Origin of the sequence: Runella limosa DSM 17973 (assembly GCF_000482465.1) — a bacterium.
Taxonomy (GTDB): domain Bacteria; phylum Bacteroidota; class Bacteroidia; order Cytophagales; family Spirosomataceae; genus Runella; species Runella limosa.
Map to the genome: position 1 here is coordinate 200,847 of NZ_KI519426.1, position 20,875 is coordinate 221,721.

At 44.5% G+C, this 20,875-nt stretch carries 18 protein-coding genes; 7 read left to right on the forward strand and 11 right to left on the reverse strand.

Annotated elements, in window-relative coordinates; genetic code table 11:
- Positions 1–98 precede the first annotated feature (98 nt).
- On the reverse strand, positions 99–611 hold the full coding sequence (locus K339_RS0125600) for a DUF2480 family protein (protein WP_028526156.1): 513 nt from the start codon (positions 609–611) through the stop codon (positions 99–101).
- An 88-nt stretch (positions 612–699) separates the two neighbouring features.
- On the opposite strand from K339_RS0125600, the gene K339_RS0125605 reads away from it, so the two are divergent.
- Positions 700–2,127, forward strand: a complete 1,428-nt coding sequence (locus tag K339_RS0125605; RefSeq protein WP_028526157.1) for a CCA tRNA nucleotidyltransferase — start codon at positions 700–702, stop codon at positions 2,125–2,127.
- A 251-nt stretch (positions 2,128–2,378) separates the two neighbouring features.
- On the opposite strand, the gene K339_RS0125610 is transcribed toward K339_RS0125605, so the two are convergent.
- Positions 2,379–2,699 (reverse strand): hypothetical protein, encoded by a 321-nt coding sequence (locus K339_RS0125610; RefSeq protein WP_028526158.1) that lies wholly within the window; start codon positions 2,697–2,699, stop codon positions 2,379–2,381.
- Between the two features lie 201 nt (positions 2,700–2,900).
- A complete protein-coding gene (fmt, locus tag K339_RS0125615) occupies positions 2,901–3,827 on the reverse strand; it encodes a methionyl-tRNA formyltransferase (RefSeq protein ID WP_262506079.1) in 927 nt (308 codons plus the stop codon).
- A 292-nt stretch (positions 3,828–4,119) separates the two neighbouring features.
- Between fmt and greA the strand changes: the two genes are divergently transcribed.
- Both greA and K339_RS0125635 read left to right on the forward strand, forming a co-directional pair.
- The gene (gene greA / locus K339_RS0125625) at positions 4,120–4,593 is read left to right on the forward strand and encodes a transcription elongation factor GreA (protein WP_028526160.1); all 474 of its coding nucleotides are present in this window, start codon (positions 4,120–4,122) and stop codon (positions 4,591–4,593) included.
- 345 nt (positions 4,594–4,938) lie between these two features.
- Positions 4,939–5,322 (forward strand): hypothetical protein, encoded by a 384-nt coding sequence (locus K339_RS0125635; RefSeq protein ID WP_157607748.1) that lies wholly within the window; start codon positions 4,939–4,941, stop codon positions 5,320–5,322.
- 77 nt (positions 5,323–5,399) lie between these two features.
- Here the strand turns inward: K339_RS0125635 and K339_RS0125640 are convergent, their stop codons facing one another.
- The 3 genes from K339_RS0125640 to K339_RS0125650 all read right to left on the reverse strand — a co-directional run bounded on the left by K339_RS0125640 (position 5,400) and on the right by K339_RS0125650 (position 8,479).
- Entirely contained in the window at positions 5,400–6,716 is a 1,317-nt protein-coding gene (locus K339_RS0125640; protein ID WP_028526162.1) for a metal-dependent hydrolase family protein, read from the reverse strand.
- Positions 6,717–6,870: 154 nt separating this feature from the next.
- Positions 6,871–7,968, reverse strand: coding sequence for a redox-regulated ATPase YchF (ychF, locus tag K339_RS0125645; RefSeq protein WP_028526163.1), 1,098 nt, complete (start codon positions 7,966–7,968; stop codon positions 6,871–6,873).
- Positions 7,969–8,158: 190 nt separating this feature from the next.
- Positions 8,159–8,479, reverse strand: coding sequence for a DUF3276 family protein (locus K339_RS0125650; RefSeq protein ID WP_028526164.1), 321 nt, complete (start codon positions 8,477–8,479; stop codon positions 8,159–8,161).
- A 267-nt stretch (positions 8,480–8,746) separates the two neighbouring features.
- Between K339_RS0125650 and K339_RS34810 the strand changes: the two genes are divergently transcribed.
- Positions 8,747–9,193 carry a septal ring lytic transglycosylase RlpA family protein gene (locus K339_RS34810; RefSeq protein WP_037301947.1) on the forward strand — a complete coding sequence of 149 codons (447 nt, stop codon included), beginning with the start codon at positions 8,747–8,749 and terminating at the stop codon, positions 9,191–9,193.
- Positions 9,194–9,332: 139 nt separating this feature from the next.
- Positions 9,333–10,247, forward strand: a complete 915-nt coding sequence (locus K339_RS0125660; RefSeq protein ID WP_028526165.1) for a DUF58 domain-containing protein — start codon at positions 9,333–9,335, stop codon at positions 10,245–10,247.
- Positions 10,248–10,250: 3 nt separating this feature from the next.
- Here K339_RS0125660 and K339_RS0125665 read toward each other — a convergent pair whose 3' ends face one another.
- From K339_RS0125665 to K339_RS36225, 4 genes are all read right to left on the reverse strand, one after another.
- Positions 10,251–10,838 (reverse strand): peptidylprolyl isomerase, encoded by a 588-nt coding sequence (locus K339_RS0125665; protein ID WP_037301891.1) that lies wholly within the window; start codon positions 10,836–10,838, stop codon positions 10,251–10,253.
- A gap of 103 nt (positions 10,839–10,941) precedes the next feature.
- The gene (locus tag K339_RS0125670) at positions 10,942–12,105 is read right to left on the reverse strand and encodes an efflux RND transporter periplasmic adaptor subunit (protein WP_084332314.1); all 1,164 of its coding nucleotides are present in this window, start codon (positions 12,103–12,105) and stop codon (positions 10,942–10,944) included.
- A gap of 53 nt (positions 12,106–12,158) precedes the next feature.
- Complete coding sequence (locus K339_RS0125675) at positions 12,159–16,550, reverse strand: CusA/CzcA family heavy metal efflux RND transporter (RefSeq protein WP_310586652.1); 4,392 nt, start codon at positions 16,548–16,550, stop codon at positions 12,159–12,161.
- Between the two features lie 207 nt (positions 16,551–16,757).
- Entirely contained in the window at positions 16,758–17,138 is a 381-nt protein-coding gene (locus K339_RS36225; protein ID WP_051398252.1) for a hypothetical protein, read from the reverse strand.
- A 294-nt stretch (positions 17,139–17,432) separates the two neighbouring features.
- Between K339_RS36225 and K339_RS0125690 the strand changes: the two genes are divergently transcribed.
- Positions 17,433–17,660, forward strand: coding sequence for a FeoA family protein (locus K339_RS0125690; RefSeq protein ID WP_037301893.1), 228 nt, complete (start codon positions 17,433–17,435; stop codon positions 17,658–17,660).
- Between the two features lie 6 nt (positions 17,661–17,666).
- Positions 17,667–19,790 carry a ferrous iron transport protein B gene (feoB, locus tag K339_RS0125695; RefSeq protein ID WP_028526170.1) on the forward strand — a complete coding sequence of 708 codons (2,124 nt, stop codon included), beginning with the start codon at positions 17,667–17,669 and terminating at the stop codon, positions 19,788–19,790.
- 109 nt (positions 19,791–19,899) lie between these two features.
- Here feoB and K339_RS0125700 read toward each other — a convergent pair whose 3' ends face one another.
- Positions 19,900–20,817, reverse strand: coding sequence for a histone deacetylase family protein (locus K339_RS0125700; RefSeq protein WP_028526171.1), 918 nt, complete (start codon positions 20,815–20,817; stop codon positions 19,900–19,902).
- Positions 20,818–20,875: the final 58 nt, after the last annotated feature.

Genomic DNA, 20,875 nt, shown 5'->3' on the forward strand with positions numbered 1-20,875 from the left:
GGCGAGGCGTAACGTTTGTGGCTACAAATGTTGAGCTTCTCCGAAGCTGTTCTTCGTCAATTTTGCCTCGGAGAGGCACAACCTTTGTAGAACGTGTGTTATTTGGTTTTCGGTTTTTTGAAGAGCGGTACCGTGCTACAAGGCTCGCCAAACATAAGCGATTGCACAACGGGTTGAAGTTTGCGCGTCAGTTCTACGTAAGCCGCCGTCGGAACGGGGTGTTTGCTACAACCTTTCACCACCACGCGAACATCGCGATAAGCCTCCACATCAATGCGGGCAATGGCATCAAAATAAAGTTTTTCTTCGAGGTCGTTGAGGCTACCAAACACGACGGTATTGGCGTGAGGCTCCAATTGTAGCGTCAACAGCATATAGGCCCAAGTTGGGATGATGGCGTCTTCGGTGCAAGTGATGGCCACGTTTTTGCCTGCGTACTGTGCCCAATCGTGACTTTTGAGAAACTCACGAAAGTCTTTTTCCTTGAGAATCAGCCCCATAAAAAGGTTGTCTTTTAGGTCATACACTACGCGCTCACCTTGGTGGTAGTAATCTTCCAAATCCAAGGTAACAAGCCCACTATTGGCTACTTTATTAATTATTTCTTCCATTGATACTTTTTTTCTTCCTGAATGAACACCAACTCACGGGCGAAAGTTTAAAGAAATAGTATCTTTGCAGTTTGCAAAAGCAATCCGAATGAATTTTAGTGAAGTTTTAGCCTCCAATTCCCTTTTTAAGGTCATTGCCGATAGCGCCCGTGAACTGGGTGTTGAAGCCTATGTCATTGGGGGATACGTGCGTGATTTAATCCTGAATCGTCCTTCCAAGGACATTGATATAGTAAGTGTTGGAAGTGGAGTAGAGTTAGCCGAGAAAGTAGCAGAACGGCTTGGAGTACAGGTTATTGTATTCAAAAATTTTGGCACTGCCCAACTCAAAACTGACGACCTTGAGGTGGAGTTTGTAGGGGCGCGCCGCGAGTCGTACCGCAGTGAGTCGCGGAAGCCGATTGTGGAAGATGGTACTTTGCAAGACGACCAAAATCGCCGTGACTTTACCATCAATGCCATGGGAATCAGCTTAAATATAGCGAACTATGGCGACCTCATCGACCCTTTCAATGGGATGAGTGATTTGCGAAAAAAACTCATTCGTACCCCTCTCGAACCTGGCATTACTTTTTCTGACGATCCGCTCCGAATGATGCGGGCAGCCCGTTTTGCAACCCAACTTAATTTCGACATTGAGCCCGATACTTTTGACGGCCTTGTGCAAATGGCGGAGCGTATTTCCATCATTTCAAAGGAGCGTATCAATGACGAACTCAACAAAATTATTTTAGCCAAAACTCCTTCTTATGGCTTTAAATTGCTACATCAAGCGGGAATTTTAAAATTGATTTTTCCTGAGTTTGTAGAGCTACAAGGGGCTGAATACCAAGATGGTAAGGGGCACAAAGATAATTTCTATCATACGCTTCAAGTACTTGATAATATTTCGAAACATACCAACGACTTATGGCTGCGTTGGGCGGCAATCATGCACGACATTGCCAAACCTGCTACCAAGCGATTTGACAAAAAAGTAGGCTGGACGTTTCACGGTCACGAAGAATTGGGCGCCAGAATGACCCCACGCATTTTCCGCCAAATGAAATTGCCAATGAACGAAAGTATGCGCTTTGTGCAAAAACTCGTTCGCCTTCACCTACGTCCTATCGCCCTGTCAAAAGAAGAAATTACCGATTCGGCTTTGCGTCGATTGTTGTTTGACGCGGGCGATGATTTGGAGGCATTAATGACGCTTTGCCGCGCCGATATTACGTCTAAGAATCCCGATAAAGTTCGTAAGCATTTGGCCAATTTTGACAAGGTTGAGCAAAAATTATACGACCTTGAAGAAAGAGATAAGATTCGGAACTTCCAGCCCGTCATTACGGGTGAGGTCATCATGCAAGCCTTTGGCCTCAAACCTTCGGCAGAAGTGGGGATTATCAAAACAGCCGTTCGGGAGGCGATTCTTGATGGAATCATTCCTAATCAGTACGAACAAGCATTTGGTTTGATGGTGGAAGAGGGGAAAAAACTCGGCCTCGAACTCAAAGTCATTGCTGAATCAGATTGAACGCATTAAAATATAGCTTTACTCTTTATTGCTCCAGAGGACCGACATCTTAGTAGAAAGAATGCTCCAAGTCTCCCCAAAGCCCCATCAGTGCGGCCGACGTTCGGTAAAAGATGTCACCGAGCGACGGCCGCACCGATGGGGCTTTGGGATGGTCTTCACCCCTTTTTTCTACTAAGATTTAGCCTCGCTGAGGCTACTTTTTTTAATGCTTTCAATCTCTTATGGTTGACATCATAGAGAAGAACAGATTACTTCTTATAAGCAGGCATTTCGTCAATCCCCAGGGTTGTGAGAACAGGATTAAGTACGCAAGGAGTAATAGAAATCCTAAACACTTTATACCCTGCTACTTCAAAATCGCAGTGGTATTTATTCTTCATTTTTAGCCCGCGATAGACCGCCGTGTAATTGATTTTTAGTGGCCAACCGTTGAGGGCGAGTTGGGCGGTCAAGTTCTCTACAGTCTTCTTTAAGTTTGAAAAATAGCAAACAAATGGCTCCCGTTCGCGCAGACCAGTGAGGCTACCGATGTAGGTAATTCGTACTTCGTAGATGGTTTGTTGGAGCATATATCTGTCACTTTTTTCAAGAAAAATCAACAAATGTTGATTTTATGCAATAATATGAAAAATAGTGAGATTATTTTTCAAGGCTAAAACTTTTTCTGCCTGAGCGTCGTTTTTATATCAGTTCCGTTTATCAACGACAAAAGCCGCTCTGTCAAGTAGCGGCTTTTATTATTTTGGAAAGTCAATATTTCTCAAAAGAACTCAGGCAATCGTTATTTTGGTGCCCCTCAAAAACTCTTCAATTCCCATTCTTTTCTTTCCTTCCAACTGTAGCTCGTCAATGGACAACCAGCCATCGGCAGTTTTGAAAAGCAGTAGGTGTTTGTTGTCCGTAAATAAGTGACTACCGTTGTCGGTTGGTATTTGTGTTGCCACTGAGCTTTTGTAAATTTTACACAATTTGCCATTTAAGGTAGTCCAAGCGGCAGGATAAGGCGATAGACCCCTGATAAAATTCCGAACCGCTTCGGTGGACTGATTCCAATTGATTTCGCAAGTTTCTTTAAAAATCTTAGGGGCAGCTTTGAGTACTTCGCTTTGCGATTGGGGTAACTGTGGATAGTTTCCCGCCTCAACGGCATTGACAGTCCGAACGACCAATTCCGCTCCTTTGTGCATCAATCGTTCGTACAAAGACCCAACGTTATCTTCGTAGTGAATAGGCTCGGTTTCTTGAAAAATAATGTTCCCTGTATCAATTTCGTGTTCAAGAAAAAAGGTAGTAACGCCCGTTTCGGTTTCTCCGTTGATAATCGCCCAATTGATAGGTGCTGCACCGCGAAACTGAGGGAGGAGAGAGGCGTGTAGGTTGAATGTGCCTTTGGGGGGCATGTTCCAGACAACTTCTGGCAGCATTCGAAACGCCACTACAACCTGCAAATCGGCTTGGTAGCTACGTAATTCTTCCAAAAAAGCAGGGTTTTTTAGCTTTTCAGGCTGTAAAACAGGGATACCTTGAGCAACCGCATAGTGTTTTACGGGGGAAGGAGTAAGTTGCAGCCCACGCCCAGCGGGCTTATCGGGGGCAGTAACAACGGCTACCACGTTGCACCCGCTTTCTACAAGTTTTTGAAGGCTACTCACGGCAAACTCGGGAGTTCCCATAAAAATGATTCGAAGCTTTGACATATACACTGAGAAAATCGTTTTGTCGATTATTAGATATGATTTTTAGAGTAATTTTTTGGATTCAAACTGATGTAGTCTTGATTCCCGTTGCAAATATTGCTAATTTTGTGGTTCAAATTTCGACCATGAACCGACACAACCAATTCTTTTCGGTCTTTTAGGAAGAAGTGACAGAGCTACCCCATTTGTAGTAGAGCGGTCATTTCACCGTTCTTTTTTTTTGTCTTTAGTGGAAGAAATAAGTGATAGGACAGATATATAATACTAAACAATTAACGTACACAACAGCACTATGGCTAAGTTACAATATTACACCGAAGAAGGTCTCAATAAGCTCAAGGCTGAATTGCAGGACTTAAAAACACGCGGCCGTCAGGAAATAGCTCGTGCAATAGCCGAGGCCCGTGATAAAGGTGATTTGAGCGAAAATGCCGAGTACGATGCAGCCAAAGATGCGCAAGGCTTACACGAAGCAAAAATCGCTAAATTAGAAGAAATAGTAGGTAACGCGCGGGTCTTGGATGAATCGTCGATTGATACATCGCAAGTGAGCATCTTATCAAAAGTAAAAATCAAAAATTGCCGTAACAATGCAGTTGTAACCTATACATTGGTGGCAGAGGAAGAGGCAGATCTTAAACAAGGAAAAATTTCAGCAGGCTCACCCATTGGGAAGGGCTTGATGGGGAAAAAAGTAGGCGAAAAAGCCCAAATCCAAGTACCAGCGGGGGCAATGGAATTTGAAGTACTTGATATTTCTCGGTAATTTTTTACCAATAAGACATCATATATAGATTAAGGGGACGCGGGAACGCGTCCTTTTTTGGCTTTTGTGAAAATATTTTTTTGCTAAAAATGAGTTGTAAAAAGAAAGATAAAAAGGCATTTTTTGGGAAATACCTTCAAACTTGGATGTCGCCAAAGGGAATAGTAATAAAAATAGGCATTTTTTCCTTTGGATTAGATTAAAACGCAACTGAGTGTAAAATATAAATAATTCAATAAAATATATAAAAAGTTATGAAAATAGATTTGTGTGTGCCATTTTTGTCGCATTCCAGTGGTTTTCTAAGTAGAAAAGCTAGGTATTCCAATAATCAGATTAAGTAAAATGAACTATCAACCACCTGTTTATCTGACGCCTCATTTGTACATGACCAATGAGGAAGAAGAAATTATTGATGCACTGGTTGACCATCACGAAATGCCCAAGAAGTTTGACGTTGACAAAGTGATTTCGTACTTCGAGGGTGAAAATTTTTGCCTTGTCCTTTATTTTGCCAATTTACAAGACCGAGGATTTCAAAAGTTTGTGGTGAATGACTTTTCAGTGAATGTCGAAGAAATGTATATGTTATCGGCATCATTTGGCAAATTGCTCGAACAAGAAGTAAATATTCATGTACTCAGTCAAGCCAAAAATCGGGTTGATCACGTGATACACATGGCGGGTACTTTTCGGGCGTTGTTTAGAAAAAAAGAAGTCGTCGATTAGGTTAAATTCAGTACATCAAGCATCAACAAAACCAAACACGAAGCCCGACTTAATTAGCTAAGTCGGGCTTCTGCATTTTAAAGGTTATTTTTATACACCTTGCCGTCTTTCATTATAAACTTCAAAAATTCTTCGGGCTTCGTGACAATATCTAACTTTTCGAGGGGATTCCCGTCGTAGATTAATAAATCGGCGTAGGCACCTTCTTTAATGACTCCGAGCGGGGCGGGGTATGGATTCAGCTTGCCCGTTTGGGCAAACAGTTCGGCATTGAGGGAGGTGGCTTGGCGAAGGATTTCGACGGGCCTGTACCAACGAAGCCGAGAAGTAAATTCTTTGAGAGCATCGGTTTCAATGCCAATTTTACCAAAGACATCGGTACCGAAAGCTACTTTTACCCCGTATTTTTTTGCCAAAGCCATTTCATTGAGTGCACCTTCCTTGACAAGTTTGAACTTTCGGGCGTTCGACGAAAATTGGAGCGGGATGTCAGCCCAGTAACTTTGAGGCACCAAAAAAGCGCCTTTTTCCTTCAAAAGTTGCATGGCCTCTTCGTCGATTAGGTGGCCATGTTCTATCGTTTTTGCCCCAGCGGTCAATGCTCTTTTGATAGCATCAGGATAATAAGCGTGAACCGAAACATAGGTGCCCCAATCGGCCGCCGCTTCGACTCCCGCTTGTAATTCGTCGAGGGTAAATTGAACCGTATGCAAGGGGTCAAAGACGGTAGAAATGCCTCCACCTGCCATCATTTTGATTTGGGATGCTCCTTGTCGAAGGTTTTCACGTACGGCATTAAGGACTTGTGGACGGCCATCGGCTAGGTATCCCCAGCCCTGCGTTTGTGCTACATTGACGGCTTGTCCTGTCCAATTTGGGTTTGCGTCATTGCGATTGCGTAAATCGCCATGCCCCGAAGTTTGACTGATAAAAGCGCCTGATGGATAAATACGGGGGCCAGGAATGGTACCCTCGTCGATGGCTTCTTTGATGCCAAAAATAGGGCCGCCCATGTCGCGAATAGTGGTAAAACCTAGCATTAGATACGAGTGCACAGATTTAGTAGCGCGTGCACTCACATAAGCCCAATGAGCAGTGTTGCTAACTGCACTCATCGAAACGTTGAGCATGATGTGTAAATGCGCGTCCGTTAATCCAGGAATAAGTGTTTTTCCCTTGCCATCAATGACTTTTGCACCTTTAGGAACGGTCAAGTTGCTGCCCACTTGCTTAATTAAATTGTGAACAATAATCACTTGAGCATTAGGCATCACCGACTCGGAGAGTCCATCCCAAAGAGAAACGTTTTTAATGACAACTACGCTGTCGCTGCTGATTTGAGCTAAAAGAGAAGAAGAGGCCAATAACAGTAAACCAAGTAAAATACGCTTCATAAAAAAGAGTTAAGGTGGTTGATGAACGATTAAGTTTAGGCGAAGAGACTAAGCTGGAAATTATCAAAAAAAAATGAAAAAGCGTTGTTTCGGCTAATAAAAAAGGTGCCGAAAACCCTCGGCACCTTTTTTAAAGGGAATTTTATTTTTAAACCTACACATTGAAGCGGAAGTGCATGATGTCGCCGTCTTGTACAATGTATTCTTTGCCTTCTACGGAGATTTTGCCCGCATCGCGGCAACCTGCTTCAGTTTTGTATTTTTCGTAATCGGGAAGTTTGATAACCTCCGCACGGATAAAACCACGCTCAAAGTCAGTGTGAATCACTCCTGCTGCTTGAGGGGCTTTCCAGCCGCGCTGAATCGTCCAAGCCCGTACTTCTTTGACACCTGCGGTAAAATAGGTAATCAAGTTCAAAATGGCGTACGAAGCACGGATGAGTTTGTAAAGCCCCGATTCCGTAAGACCGTATTCGCCCAAAAACATTTCACGTTCTTCGGCATCTTCCATTTCAGCGATTTGGGATTCGATGGCGGCGCAAAGCACAATTACTTCGGCGTTTTCTTCGGCCACGGCAGCTTTGAGCTGATCTACGTACTCGTTGCCTGTCTGAATGGATGTTTCATCCACGTTGGCTACATAAATAACGGGCTTGATGGTGAGCAGTTGAAGATCGGCAATGGCTGCTTTTTCATCGTCCGTCAAACCGACAGCACGCACGCTTTTTCCTTGAAAGAGCGCATTTTTGACGCGTGTCAGAATTTCGAGCTCTACTTTGGCTTTGGCATCACCTACGCGGGCTGCTTTTTCTACCCGAGCAAATTTTTTCTCAATGGAATCAAGGTCTTTGAGTTGAAGCTCAAGGTCGATAATTTCTTTGTCACTGACGGGGTTGACGCGGCCTTCTACGTGAACAATGTTGTCGTCCGAAAAACAACGAACCACGTGAATAATCGCATCCACCTCACGAATATTGGCCAAAAACTGGTTACCAAGACCCTGGCCTTTGCTGGCCCCGCGAACCAAACCTGCGATGTCAACAATCTCAACGATGGTCGGAACGGTACGTTGTGGATTAATGAGGCGTTCGAGGACAGTGATGCGCTCGTCGGGTACTTCAACCACTCCAACGTTGGGCTCAATGGTACAAAAAGGATAGTTGGCAGCTTCGGCTTTGGCACTTGATAATGCGCTAAAAAGAGTGGATTTACCTACGTTGGGCAATCCGACAATACCACATTGGAGAGACATTAGTTGATTTACGATTATTGATTGACGAATTCAGAAGCGGTCCAATCGTGGCCGTGGGTTCTTTATCGAGCAATGTGAATTTGTGATTATACAATAGCAGCCGCAAAATTAGTGCTTTTTGTGGTGGCTACAAAACCAAAAGCCTCTGGGCAACCAGAGGCAGGGCATAGGATAGGTCAGGAAAGGTTGATTAATCCCACTTCAAATCGCTACCTGTATAGTCTTCTTCTTCACGTACGGCGTACTGAGAAAAATCTATGTCGGGCATCAATTCGGTTTTAATGTGGGCTACGGTTTCTTGAAGGGCATCTACAAACTTATCGAAGTCTTCTTTGTAGAGAAACATTTTGTGTTTTTCATAAGCAAACCCATCTCCTTGCGGAAAACGGCGACTTTCTGTAATCGTCAAGTAGTAATCATTTGAACGAGTTGAACGCACATCAAAAAAGTAAGTTCTTTTCCCTGCCTTTACGCGTTTCGAGTAGATTTTTTCTCTGTCTTTGTCTTCCACTATCCTTTTGAGGTTTAGAGTTATACCAAACGCTAAAGTACGTCTTTTGTTGTTGGTAGTCAAAATATTTTCAAAATAAAGTTGTTGGTTTTTACGTTGTTATAGGCTGGGGTTTGTATGTCAATTTGTAAAAAACGTAGTTCGTGTTTGTTTTTTGCTTAATTTTCAGCCCTTAAACTCAAAAAAGGTTGCATTTTTTTGAGTATGCGTTCAAGGGGACTCCTAGTCAAATTGTCATTTTTGGTGAAAAATAACCCGAACAAATCTATGTATTCTACCACTTTTTATGTACTTGTATTGTTGTCGCTGATCAAAGTAAATCCAGCATCAGCCCAATTGTTGGGGAAGGAAGAGCAAGGAAGAGCATCATTTTATGCACAAATCTTTAACGGGCGCAAAACGTCATTAGGTGAGCCATTCAATCAGAAAGAATATACTGCCGCGCATCGTACATTGCCTTTCAACACCATGGTGGAGGTCACAAACCTTTCTAATAAGCGCACGGTGATTGTGCGTATCAACGACCGCGGGCCATACCACCGCACCCGTCTGATTGATTTGAGTCGTTCGGCCGCACAATATTTGGGAATTCTGGGTTCTGGCGTTGCCAATGTCACCCTCCGTGTAGTTGGGATGGAGGGAATGGTGCTGCTGGGCCAAAATGAGATGATTACCGATACAGGTGACATTATTGAGCGGGCTTTGTCCAATTAAAGTAAAATTTCTTCCTTCTTCCGTTTTAAGTTTACAGTCTCCAAATAATGTAGTTTATTAGCACGATATTTGTGCTTGCAACGGCTGTAAACTTAAAACATCCTTGCTTGGCTTCACACCCCAAAAACCTTTTAACGACATGAGCGCTCGCAAATTTGACATTGCAACGGTAAGACAGTACGGAAATTTAGAGTTTTTGGCGAGACAGCTCGTCGAAGGGTTTATCACGGGATTACACAAATCGCCCTTTCACGGTTTTTCGGTCGAATTTGCCGAACATCGTTTGTATAATACAGGAGAAAGTACCCGCCATATCGACTGGAAGGTGTTTGCCAAAAGCGACCGCTTGTTTGTAAAACGCTACGAAGAAGAAACGAACTTGCGTTGCCATTTGCTGGTCGATACGTCGTCATCGATGTATTATCCTGAGCCAAATCACGATAAAATTACGTTCAGTGTGTTGGCCGCCGCAAGCATCGCCAACTTGCTCCAGCGCCAAAAAGATGCAGTAAGCTTGTGTACGTTTTCGGATAAAATAGAAGTTCAAACTCCGATAAAGTCCACTCCATCGCACGTTCATAAAGTGTTTTTGGATTTGGAAAACGTTCTCAAAAAGCCCAAAGAACTCCGTAAAACGGCCGTGGCAGACGTACTGCACGAAATCGCCGAAAAAATTCACAAACGCTCGTTGGTGGTGATTTTCAGTGATATGTTTGAAGACATAAATCAAGCCGAAAGAATTTTTTCGGCCATGCAGCATTTACGTCACAACATGCACGAAGTGTTGTTGTTTCACGTTACCGACCGCCGTACCGAAGAGGAGTTTGCTTTTGATGACCGTCCGTATGAGTTTATTGATTTGGAATCGGGTGAGCGGGTGAAAATTCAGCCTGGACAAGTTAAAAAACAATACCAAGAAGCCGCCAAAAAATACTACCACGAACTTCGACTCAAGTGCGGACAATATAAAATTGATTTCATCGAAGCCGATGTTGCCAAAGGCTTAGATCAAATTTTGACGGCTTACTTGGCCAAACGAGCAAAAATGCGGTAGTCTTTAATCAAGATTACCCGTCCAGCCCAATCCCTTTAGTTCCTTGGCGTTCATCTGAACAACCCGAATCTTCAGTGTAATCGGCTTGAGCGGGGTGTCTGTTGAATCAGTTTTGACGGCAACGATGGCGTCCACAATGTCCATCCCCTTAAAAACTTGCCCAAACACCGTGTATTTATCGTCAAGACGCGCCAAACCTTTTTTGTTTTGAACAATGTAAAACTGACAACCCGCCGAAAGCATATCGGGGTTGTTGTCGCGGCCTGCCCCCACAGCGCCATACACGTGCCGAATCTTTTTGTCGAATTCTGGCTTGAGCAAATAAGGTGAATTGGCGAAACCTTCGGGGGTATCAGGACAACCGCCTTGGGCAACAAAATTATTGATGACTCGGTTGAAGGTAAACGAATCCCAGTAATGCTCTCCCGCTAATTTTTTAAAACTTGCTTTGTGGTTGGGTGTTTCGTTGTACAGCCAAAAGTAAATATCACCCATGCTGGTTTTGATGTGACCAACATCGTATTTTTTTTCTTTAAATGTGAAACCAAGTAAAACGGCTGAAAATAGAGTGGCCAGTAAAGCTTTGTTCATGAGGCGTAGGTGTTAAGTTATCTTGAATCATCAGCTAATGTACGAAAGTAAGGGGCAATTTTGCAACTAGCCTATTGCCCTTCACCCTTTGCGTACTTACTCCTTATTCCTCTTCTCCTTCGCCTTTGGTCAGTTCGGCTTGCAGGGTTTGCGCGCCTGTGATAACGATGGGTAAGGTTGGTTTTTGGTTAAAAATAACTTCTACAAAACCATCTTGTGTAGCGCCCGTTTTTACGTCGATGGGGCGATAAATACCTTGTGGAGTTTTGACAAATACGTGGGCAGTTTCTCCCGTGCGAACAATCGCAGCTTCGGGGAGAGTTTCGGCTTGACGCGGCGAGGATACCACTTTGCCATTCACGTATTGGCCTGCCAATAAGCGGGTTGTGTTGAGGGTAGCGTAAGCATCAACGGTACGACTGTTGGGGTCGAAGGTAGTTCCTAAACTGCTAATGGTGGCTGTGCCATTGTCAAACGTTACTTTTTGGCCTACTTTTATGCGAGCTACGTCTTTCTCAAATACTTTAAGTACCAAACGCGCACCCGTCTGATTAATGATTTCAAACAACGATTCTCCGCCGTTAATGGACTTTCCAAGGGTTGTTTGAACGCTCTTAACTACACCGCCAATCGGAGAGCGAAGGGCGATGGTACGAACGATTTGATTTGTTTTGAGGGATTTTGGGTCAATTCCCACCACTTGAAGTTTTGCTTCGATGCCTTGTTTGGTCGCTTCCAAAACCCGCATTTCCGATTCGGCTTGTTGTAGTTTGCGTTTGGCTCCTACTTCTTCCTGCGATAGGGTGGTTTGACGTTGGCGTTCTTGTTCGGCAAATTGAAGTTGACCTGCCGTTTTCCAATAATCTTCCTGTAACTGAATGAGTTCGAGGCTTTCGATGGTGGCAAGTGTACTCCCTTTTCCTACTGAATTGCCAGATAAGACTCCAATACTGCGGATAATCCCAGTGAGCGGAAAGCTCACACTAGCGCTTTGTTGAGGTGAGGATTCAACAACGCCATTGAGAATAATGGCGTCAAATACGGTTCGGGTTTCGGGACTTCCGAGGCTAATGCCAAAGTTCTTTTCTTGTTCCGCCGTGAGTTTAAGTTCGGTAGGAGCCTTTTCGGGGGCTGCTTCTTCGGTTTGGGCGGTTTCAGTCTTGTTGCAACTACTGAGAGCTGCTACTAAGCAAAGGGCGATAGGCAAGGGGCGAGGGGGAAAATGCAGAGAAAATAGGCGGCGTATAGAGTGAATTAATGTGTTCATTGGAATTGTGTTGAAGTTGTTAGTCGTCGTTCGTCATTCAAAAAATCGTCATTCTATTCAATACCTAGCCATTTTTCAAGCTCAATGACGGTTTGGGTAAAGCGCAATTGTTCCGTTAAATAAGCTTCACGAATTTGCCAAGCTTGACGGGTATTTTGGAAAAATTCTACGTATTCAATGTCCCCCAAACGAAATTGTTTGTAGGCAGTTTTAAGTAATAATTCTGTTTGAGGAAGTGCCGATTGTTCGTAATAATTGAGCGTTGTCTGAAGTTTTTGGAGACTTTCTCGTAAAACTTTGGTGTTGGCTTCGGTCTGAAACTGAACGGCTTTGAGTTGATTTTCGCTGGCTTGCTCGCTCACTTTTGCCGCTTCGATACGCGCTTTTTGGGGTTTATTGGTCAGCGGTATTCCTAAACCACCAGAAAGGTACATAAAGCCAAGTTTACCTTCAATGGATTGATTGGCGGCTCCAACTCTCCAGTCGGGTTTGAGTTGTGCTCGTTCTAAGTCCGTAAAATTACGACTCAATTGAGATTCTTCCGATGCAAGGGCAGTGTACCGATTGATTCCTTCTTGGGAAGGGGTGGGGCGTTGTAAATTGAGCAAGGTATCAATCATTAAGGATTCATTACTGTACAGTAAGGTTTGTAAACCCATGAATGCCAGCTGAATCTCGCGGTCAATAACCGTCCGACGGTTCTGAATTTCACGCCGATTGGTTTCGCTTGCTACCACTTCCAACTGGTTGGTTTCCCCCGTTTTGTAACGAGATTTGGCGGCCTCCAGCGCTTTTACGTACAAGGTGTCTTGCGCTTGAATGAGTTGGCGATTTTTATACAAAAATAAAATTTGATAATACTGCTGCTTGACACTGAAAGCCAGTTCATTTCGCTGGATTTCCTGTTGTTTTTGAGTTACATTCACTTGTTGGGTCAACACTTTTGCGCGATTTCGATATACGCCGAAGGGCTCAAAACTCTGCACTGCACTGAGCGTATAATCAAAGGGACGGCTTTGGGTTTGCCCCGCAGCCAAATCGGCGGAGAGTTTGGGCAGCTGCCAAGCCGATCCAATCAACGCCTTTTGTGATTGTTGGGTTAACTCCGTTGTTTTTAGGGTTAGGTTATTCTGTGAAGCTCGTTCAATCGCTTGTTGTACGCTGATTTGTGCGTGGGATGGTAATGAAAGTGTAATCAGTACCAATACGCTTGCTACTCCTTTTGTAGAAGTGGACACCTTCGAAAACAACGCATACAACACAGGCAAGACAACCAACGTAAGGAGCGTAGCGGATAAAATCCCGCCAATCACCACCGTGGCCAGTGGACGCTGTACTTCGGCTCCACCAGAGTTTGAAATAGCCATGGGTAAAAAACCTAATGAGGCTACCGTCGCCGTGATGATTACGGGTCTGAATCGTACCTCGACAGTGCGTAGGATGCGTTCTTTTAAGTTAGTGACTCCTTCTTTTTCAAGGTCGTTGAGGTAGCTGATAAGTACAATTCCGTTCAAAACCGCTACACCAAACAACGCAATAAACCCAACACCCGCCGAGATACTAAAGGGCATGTCGCGCATCCAAAGAGCGATAATTCCTCCGATGGCAGACATGGGAACGGCGGAGAATATTAAGAGCGATTCTTTTAAAGAATGGAAGGTAAAATAGAGCAAAGTAAAGATGAGGAAAAGTGCCAAGGGTACGGCAAAACTTAGGCGTCCTTTGGCGCGTTGAAGGTTTTCAAAAGCTCCCCCGTACGTATAAAAATAACCCGATGGTAAGGCTACTTTTTTCTCAATCGTGGCCTGAACGTCGTTGACGACACTTTCTACGTCACGGTTGAGAACACCAATACCAATTGTAATGCGCCGACGGGTTTCTTCGTGGGAAATTTGGGCGGGGGCTTTGCGGAAACCAATGTCAGCCAACTCTGCCAACGGAACTGTTCCTCCTTGTGGCAATGGGATGAGCAATTGTCGCACGTTTTCAATGTCTTGACGATGTTGCGCATCCAACCGCACTACTAAGTCAAAACGGCGCTCTTGTTCATAGACGGTTCCAGCGGTTTCGCCCGCAAAACCACTGCGAACGAGGCGGTTGATGTCGGCGATACTCAGGCCGTATTGGGCAATTTTCGCTCGATTGTAGTTGATACTGATTTGAGGTAAACCCACAATTTGCTCCACACGTACACTGGTGACACCCTCAATTTTTTCGATGACTTTGGCCGCAGCGTTGGCTCGTTCGTACAAAACGTCAAGGTCGTTGCCAAAGATTTTAACGACTACATCGGAGCGTACCCCCGTAATCATTTCATTAAATCGCATCTGAATAGGTTGGGTCATTTCTACGCTGGTTCCAGGTAGCTCTTCGGCCAATACTGCCGCCATTTTTTCGGACATTTCTTCACGGTTTTTGGCGTTTTTCCACTCCGAAATGTCTTTCATGTTAATCATCTGATCCACCATTTCAATGGGCATAGGGTCGGTAGGGATTTCGGAAGCACCCACACGCCCTACAATCTGTTGGATTTCGGGGAAATGTTTTCGGAGAATTTGATGGGCTTTATTGGCAGAATTAATTGTCTCTGTCAAAGAAGTCCCCGAAGCTGTGCGGAAGTCAATCGCCAAGTCGCCCTCGTCGAGGGTAGGGACAAATTCGCCGCCAAGACGGTTAAAGACAAGAAGTGAAATTATAAAAAGCCCTAAAGTAATGCCAACTGTAGCTTTCTTCCATTGTAACGACCAGAGGATGAGGGGTTCATAACGGCGGTACAACCAAGCGAGTACCCGCTCTGAAAAATTCCAGTGTTTGTGTAAATTTTTGCCCATGACCAACGACGACATCATTGGAACGTAGGTCAATGATAAAATGAACGCCCCAAAAATGGCAAAACCAACCGTCATGGCCATGGGTTTGAACATTTTTCCTTCAATTCCTACCAGTGATAAAATAGGCAAATACACCATCAAAATGATGATTTCTCCAAAGGCCGCCGAGGTACGAATGCGTTTGGCGGTTTCATACACCAATTGGTCGCGTTCGAGCGGGTCATCGACATTGTTGCGCTTGTTGTCGGCGTACCAAACTTGAAAACGATGGACAATCGCCTCCACGATAATCACGGCACCGTCCACAATAACCCCAAAGTCAATGGCTCCTAATGACATCAAGTTGGCCGAAATATCGAAGGTGTTCATCATTCCAATGGTGAATAACATGGCCAACGGAATGACCGAAGCCGCTACCAATCCTGCCCGCAAACTGCCCATGAGAAGTACCAGTACCACAATCACGATTAGTCCCCCCAAAAGCAGGTTTTCGCTGACGGTGGTAATGGTTTTATTGATGAGTTTGGTGCGCTCAATAAACGGCACAATTTCAATGCCTTCGGGAAGGCTTTTTTGAATGCGCGCGATGCGTTCTTTGACCGCATTTACGGTGTTGGCGGAGTTGGCACCTTTGAGCATCAATACAATACCTCCAACGGCTTCGCCTTCGCCATTCCGCACCAAAGCCCCAAAACGATTGGCATGGCCGAAATCAACCCCAGCTACGTCGCGTACCAAAACGGGGATTCCTCCTACGTTTTTAATCACAATTTGCTCAATGTCGCTAAGGCTTTTAACGACCCCTTCGCCACGAATAAACTGCGCTTGCCCGATTCGTTCGATGTAGCTTCCGCCCGTGTTGGCGTTGTTTTTTTGTAAGGCGTCGTACAATTCCGAAAGGGTGACATTGTGCGCGCGCAGGCGTTCAGGATTGACACTTACTTCGTATTGTTTTACGAATCCCCCAAAGCTACTGATTTCGATCACCCCTTCAATGCCTACCAATTGGCGTTTGACAATCCAGTCTTGAATGGTACGAAGCTCGGTGAGGTCATATTTGGACTTCGCCCCTTTTTTAACGGCCAATGTATATTGATAAATTTCACCCAAACCCGTTGTGAGGGGGGCAATCATGGGTTTTCCGAACTCCGCAGGAATATCAGCTTCTACGGTTTTGAGTTGTTCAGTTATCCATTGTTTACCTCGGACAATGTCCACCTCGTCCTTAAAAACGACCGTCACCACCGATAGCCCAAGTTTGGACACCGAACGAATCTCGGTCACATCGGGGATGTTGGCGAGCGACAACTCAATGGGCGTAGTTACAAACTGCTCGACTTCTTGGGCAGCCAAGGTGGGCGTGAGCGTCAAGATTTGAACTTGGTTGGTGGTGATGTCAGGAACGGCATCAATCGGCAACCGCGAAAGTGAGTACCCTCCCCAAATCACCAGTGCCACCACTGCCAATCCGATGACCAGCTTGTTTTTGATACTGTAATGAATCAGTGAATCAATCATATTTTGTTTTATTTTTGTTGAAAATTGAAGTTGTAATCCTATGCAAATCACGGTCACCGTCCCCGCAAAAAAAGCAGAAGAGTTTTTGGCGCTCATCAAGGAACTTGGTTATAAGTCCAAGTTGGAAACGCCTAAAAAATCGAAACCTAAAGAACCACGATTGTAGGGAGGCTAGAACCAGTAGCCGATGCTTTGATTGACGAATGGATTGAGAATTTGCCCGAGTGACCTATTGTTATAATAGATGAAAAGCGGGAAATGCAGCATTGAAAGGATACACTTCTCCCATCAAAGAAAGAAGCCCTAGGCTCGGGGTGGACAAATGAGTGCCTTGAATGATAAAAAGGCGTAGGAATTGAGCCAATGAAAATTGGCGGAAGTTAAGAAGGTAACGACAGTTTGGGCATCAAACGATACAGAAGCCGAAGGTAGCACAAAAAAGCTGGCTACACTGTTGAAATCAAAACTTGGAAGATGATGCTCTTTTTGTTTGGTATGCTCCGAATCGGCGGAATAGTGCATCCACAAAAAATCAAGAAAACTTAATGACGCTGGGCACTCCGCCTTGTGCTCCTCAAAATGTTTCCACACGTCAGGTGAATGCAACAACTCAGTCGCCGACCGAGGAAGGAGACTTTGTGCAAACACAATGGAGGCCAATAAAAACGCGAGCGTGGCTTTCATTCGACGGCGAAAAATGGAAAAGCAAATGTAGAGCCTTGACCAAAACAATGTATTGATTGAAGTAATAATCTTTAAAATTTAGAATTAGTATAGATATTATTTGTTGTAATGTATTGATAAACAGTTGTATGTCTGCTCGTGTGTATGGCCTGTTTGGAAAACATGATAGGTGTCATTTGATATTGTTGGCTTGAAAATGTTATTTTGTGCAGTTCTATTTAAACTCAATCTAAATAAATTGCGTTATATGACTCAAAACCCTTTTGAGAAAATAGACTGAACCACCCGTCCAATATGAAAACCATCGCCGACTTACAACTGGGAGAAAGAGCTTTTGTGAAAGAGTTTCGCCAGGAAGATTTATCGTTGAAACTACTCGAAATGGGTTTTTTGCCTGGCATTGAGGTGATGCTCGATTTTGTGGCACCTTTGGGCGACCCAATTGGTGTGCAAGTAAACGGCTATTGTCTGGCAATGCGCAAAGAAGAAGCGGCTACGGTTATTGTTGAAGAAAGCATTTAATATCCCTTGAAAAAGAATCCCATCATCGCCATCGTCGGCAATCCGAATATTGGTAAGTCATCGTTGTTTAATCAACTGACTGGATTGCGTCAAAAAGTTGGAAATTTTCCGAGTGTTACGGTAGAAAAAAAATCAGGCCCTTGGATGCTCAATGATGCCACTGAAGCAGTGGTTGTTGACTTGCCTGGGCTGTATAGTCTATATCCAAAAGCGCTGGACGAGCGAGTGGTCATTGATATTTTGGCGAATCCCGCCCACGAAGATTATCCTGATGTGGTGGTGGTGGTGGCTGATGCCTCCAACCTCAAACGTAATTTGCTGTTGTTTACCCAAGTAGCAGATTTGGGTTTGCCCGTAGTTTTGGCTTTGAACATGCTCGACGTAGCTCGGGATAAAAATTTGCAAGTCAATGCCGTAAAATTAGCGATGAAATTGGGCGTGCCTGTCGTTCGCATTAATGCGCGGGTAGGGGAAGGCTTAGACCAACTCAAACAGGCAGTGGTGCAACAGCTAGAAAGCCCCAAAATTTCGGTTGAGAAATATTATTTTAATCCTGCGGACCAATTCCCTGAATTGATTGACGAAGTAAAACGCACGAACGATATTTCCAATAATTATTTGGCATTGCACCACGTTCAGCAACACGATATTTTTTCGTTTGTACCGCACGAAAAGCGGGTCGCTTACGATAAAATGATTGAAAAACACGGCTTCAAAGAAAGTGGTTTTCAAGCGGCCGAAACCATGCACCGATATGCGGTCATCGACGGTCTCGTCAAAGAATCGGTAAAAACGGTGGCAGAGTTTTTGGTGAAGCCATTGTGGACGAGGCGTTTAGATGAAGTATTGCTTCACCCAATCTGGGGATATGCAGTTTTTTTGGCGGTGTTATTGGTGATTTTCCAAGCCGTATTTACATTCGCCAGTTATCCCATGGACCTGATTGATGCGGGCATGGCGTCGTTGAATGATTGGTTAAAACAACAACTTCCAGAAGGAGCACTGACCGATTTATTGACTGACGGACTGGTGGCGGGCATCGGCGGGGTTGTGATTTTTATTCCTCAAATCGCCTTCTTGTTTTTCTTGGTTTCGTTGCTCGAAGAATCTGGCTACATGGCTCGGGTGATGGTCATTATGGACAAACTCATGCGAAAATTTGGCTTAAATGGTCGGAGTGTAGTGCCCCTTATTTCAGGAGTAGCCTGTGCCGTTCCAGCCATTATGGCAGCCAGAAGTATCGGAAATCGCAAAGAACGACTGTTGACAATATTGGTTACCCCACTGATGAGTTGTTCAGCTCGCTTGCCAATTTATACGGTGCTTATTGCGTTGGTCGTGCCTTCTACGGCAGTACTTGGCTTTTTTACCCTCCAAGGACTGACGCTCATGGGCTTGTACTTGTTGGGTCTGATCAGTGCCTTGGTATCGGCTTGGGCCATCAAAGGAAGGGTTGAAAGCGCTGAAACGGGCTATTTTGTCATGGAAATGCCTACTTACCAAATTCCGCGCTGGTACCATGTGGGTATTGCCGTTTGGGACAGTGTCAAGTCATTTGTGACCCAAGCGGGTAAAATCATCGTAGCGATTTCTATTATTCTTTGGGTGTTGGCTACGTATGGCCCAGGTGATGCCATTTCAAAAGCAGAAGAAACCATTCAAAAAGAGCAACCTAAGCTGACAGGTGCTGAAATGGAAAACGCGGTAGCGGCCTACAAATTGGAACATTCGTACGCGGGTCATTTTGGTAAATTTATTGAACCTGCCATTGCGCCTTTGGGATACGATTGGAAAATAGGAATTGCGTTATTAGCCTCGTTTGCGGCCCGCGAAGTGTTTGTGGGTACGATGAGCACTATTTATAGCATTGGAAGCGAAGCCGATGAAGACAACGGCACAATCAAAGCCCGAATGCGTGCTGAGATAAACCCCAAAACAGGCGAAGCCATGTACACGCCTGCGCTGGCATTTTCGTTGTTGGTATTTTACGTATTTGCGATGATGTGCATGAGTACCATTGCGACTGTAAAGCGCGAAACCCACGGCTGGAAATGGCCGCTCATTCAACTCGCTTACATGACAGTACTGGCGTATGGGTTGGCGTTTTTGACTTACCAAGTACTACGCTAATTTTTTCACACAGAGAAACACAGATTTTAAGACACAGAACAACACAGAGAGAGTCAGTATTTTTCTGTGGGCTGTTTCGTCTGTGGCTTTCTGTGAGAGTAAATGGAGTTCAGAAATACATCTGCTGGGCAATTCGATACGTATTACAATGTGCTTCCACAATATCGGCCAAGCGCGGTGAATAGCCTCCACCCATCGAAACCACCACAGGGATATTTCGTTGCTTACACTGAGAAAATACAAACTCATCACGTCGATAACAGCCCTCGCGGGTTACTTTTAATTTCCCCAATTTATCCGTTTCCAAAATATCAACGCCCGAAATGTAAAAAACAAAATCGGGCTGTTGCTGGTCGAAAAGGAAAGGTAATGTCTCATAAAGCAAGGGCAGATATTCATGGTCTTGCGTTCCCGTAGGGAGTTCAATGTCGAGGTCTGATTTTTCTTTGAACAAAGGATAATTGTCTTTTCCGTGCATTGAAAAGGTAAAAACTTGAGGGTTGTTCTGAAAAATAACGGCTGTTCCATTGCCCTGGTGCACATCCAAATCGACCACCAGAATTTTGGCCGCAAGTTGCTTCGAAAGCAAATAATTGGCGGCAATAGCCACATCGTTCAACAGGCAAAACCCTTCGCCACGGTCGGCATAAGCGTGGTGGGTGCCGCCTGCGACATTCATCGAAACGCCAAACGTTAACGCAAAATGACAACATTCGATTGTTCCTTGGGCAATGCGTGTTTCGCGGTCAATGAGTCGTTGATTCAGCGGAAAACCAATTCGTCGCACCATTTTGTCAGAAATTCTCAAGTTTTTTAAATCTTCCCAGTAGTCATTATCGTGTACGCCCAAAATCCAACGTTCGTCCAAGTAGCTAGGAGAGAAGAAGTTATCGGACGTGCAAGTGCCTTCATACAAGAGCTGTTCGGGAATAAGTTCGTATTTGGCCATTGGAAAACGATGGGGTTCTCCGTTTGGGCCTTTGGGCAGGGGATGACAAAAAATTGGGTCGTGGGCAATTTTGAGCATAAAAAAGATGAAATGATTTGGGCCAACTTTTCGTTAGTAGGTTATAAAAAAACCGAGA

Coding starts and splice junctions, on each gene's coding strand:
- K339_RS0125600 (WP_028526156.1), bottom strand. CDS start 611: ATGGAAGAAATAATTAATAAAGTAGCCAATAGTGGGCTTGTTACCTTG.
- K339_RS0125605 (WP_028526157.1), top strand. CDS start 700: ATGAATTTTAGTGAAGTTTTAGCCTCCAATTCCCTTTTTAAGGTCATT.
- K339_RS0125610 (WP_028526158.1), bottom strand. CDS start 2,699: ATGCTCCAACAAACCATCTACGAAGTACGAATTACCTACATCGGTAGC.
- fmt (WP_262506079.1), bottom strand. CDS start 3,827: ATGTCAAAGCTTCGAATCATTTTTATGGGAACTCCCGAGTTTGCCGTG.
- greA (WP_028526160.1), top strand. CDS start 4,120: ATGGCTAAGTTACAATATTACACCGAAGAAGGTCTCAATAAGCTCAAG.
- K339_RS0125635 (WP_157607748.1), top strand. CDS start 4,939: ATGAACTATCAACCACCTGTTTATCTGACGCCTCATTTGTACATGACC.
- K339_RS0125640 (WP_028526162.1), bottom strand. CDS start 6,716: ATGAAGCGTATTTTACTTGGTTTACTGTTATTGGCCTCTTCTTCTCTT.
- ychF (WP_028526163.1), bottom strand. CDS start 7,968: ATGTCTCTCCAATGTGGTATTGTCGGATTGCCCAACGTAGGTAAATCC.
- K339_RS34810 (WP_037301947.1), top strand. CDS start 8,747: ATGTATTCTACCACTTTTTATGTACTTGTATTGTTGTCGCTGATCAAA.
- K339_RS0125660 (WP_028526165.1), top strand. CDS start 9,333: ATGAGCGCTCGCAAATTTGACATTGCAACGGTAAGACAGTACGGAAAT.
- K339_RS0125665 (WP_037301891.1), bottom strand. CDS start 10,838: ATGAACAAAGCTTTACTGGCCACTCTATTTTCAGCCGTTTTACTTGGT.
- K339_RS0125670 (WP_084332314.1), bottom strand. CDS start 12,105: ATGAACACATTAATTCACTCTATACGCCGCCTATTTTCTCTGCATTTT.
- K339_RS0125675 (WP_310586652.1), bottom strand. CDS start 16,550: ATGAGCGCCAAAAACTCTTCTGCTTTTTTTGCGGGGACGGTGACCGTG.
- K339_RS36225 (WP_051398252.1), bottom strand. CDS start 17,138: ATGAAAGCCACGCTCGCGTTTTTATTGGCCTCCATTGTGTTTGCACAA.
- K339_RS0125690 (WP_037301893.1), top strand. CDS start 17,433: ATGAAAACCATCGCCGACTTACAACTGGGAGAAAGAGCTTTTGTGAAA.
- K339_RS0125700 (WP_028526171.1), bottom strand. CDS start 20,817: ATGCTCAAAATTGCCCACGACCCAATTTTTTGTCATCCCCTGCCCAAA.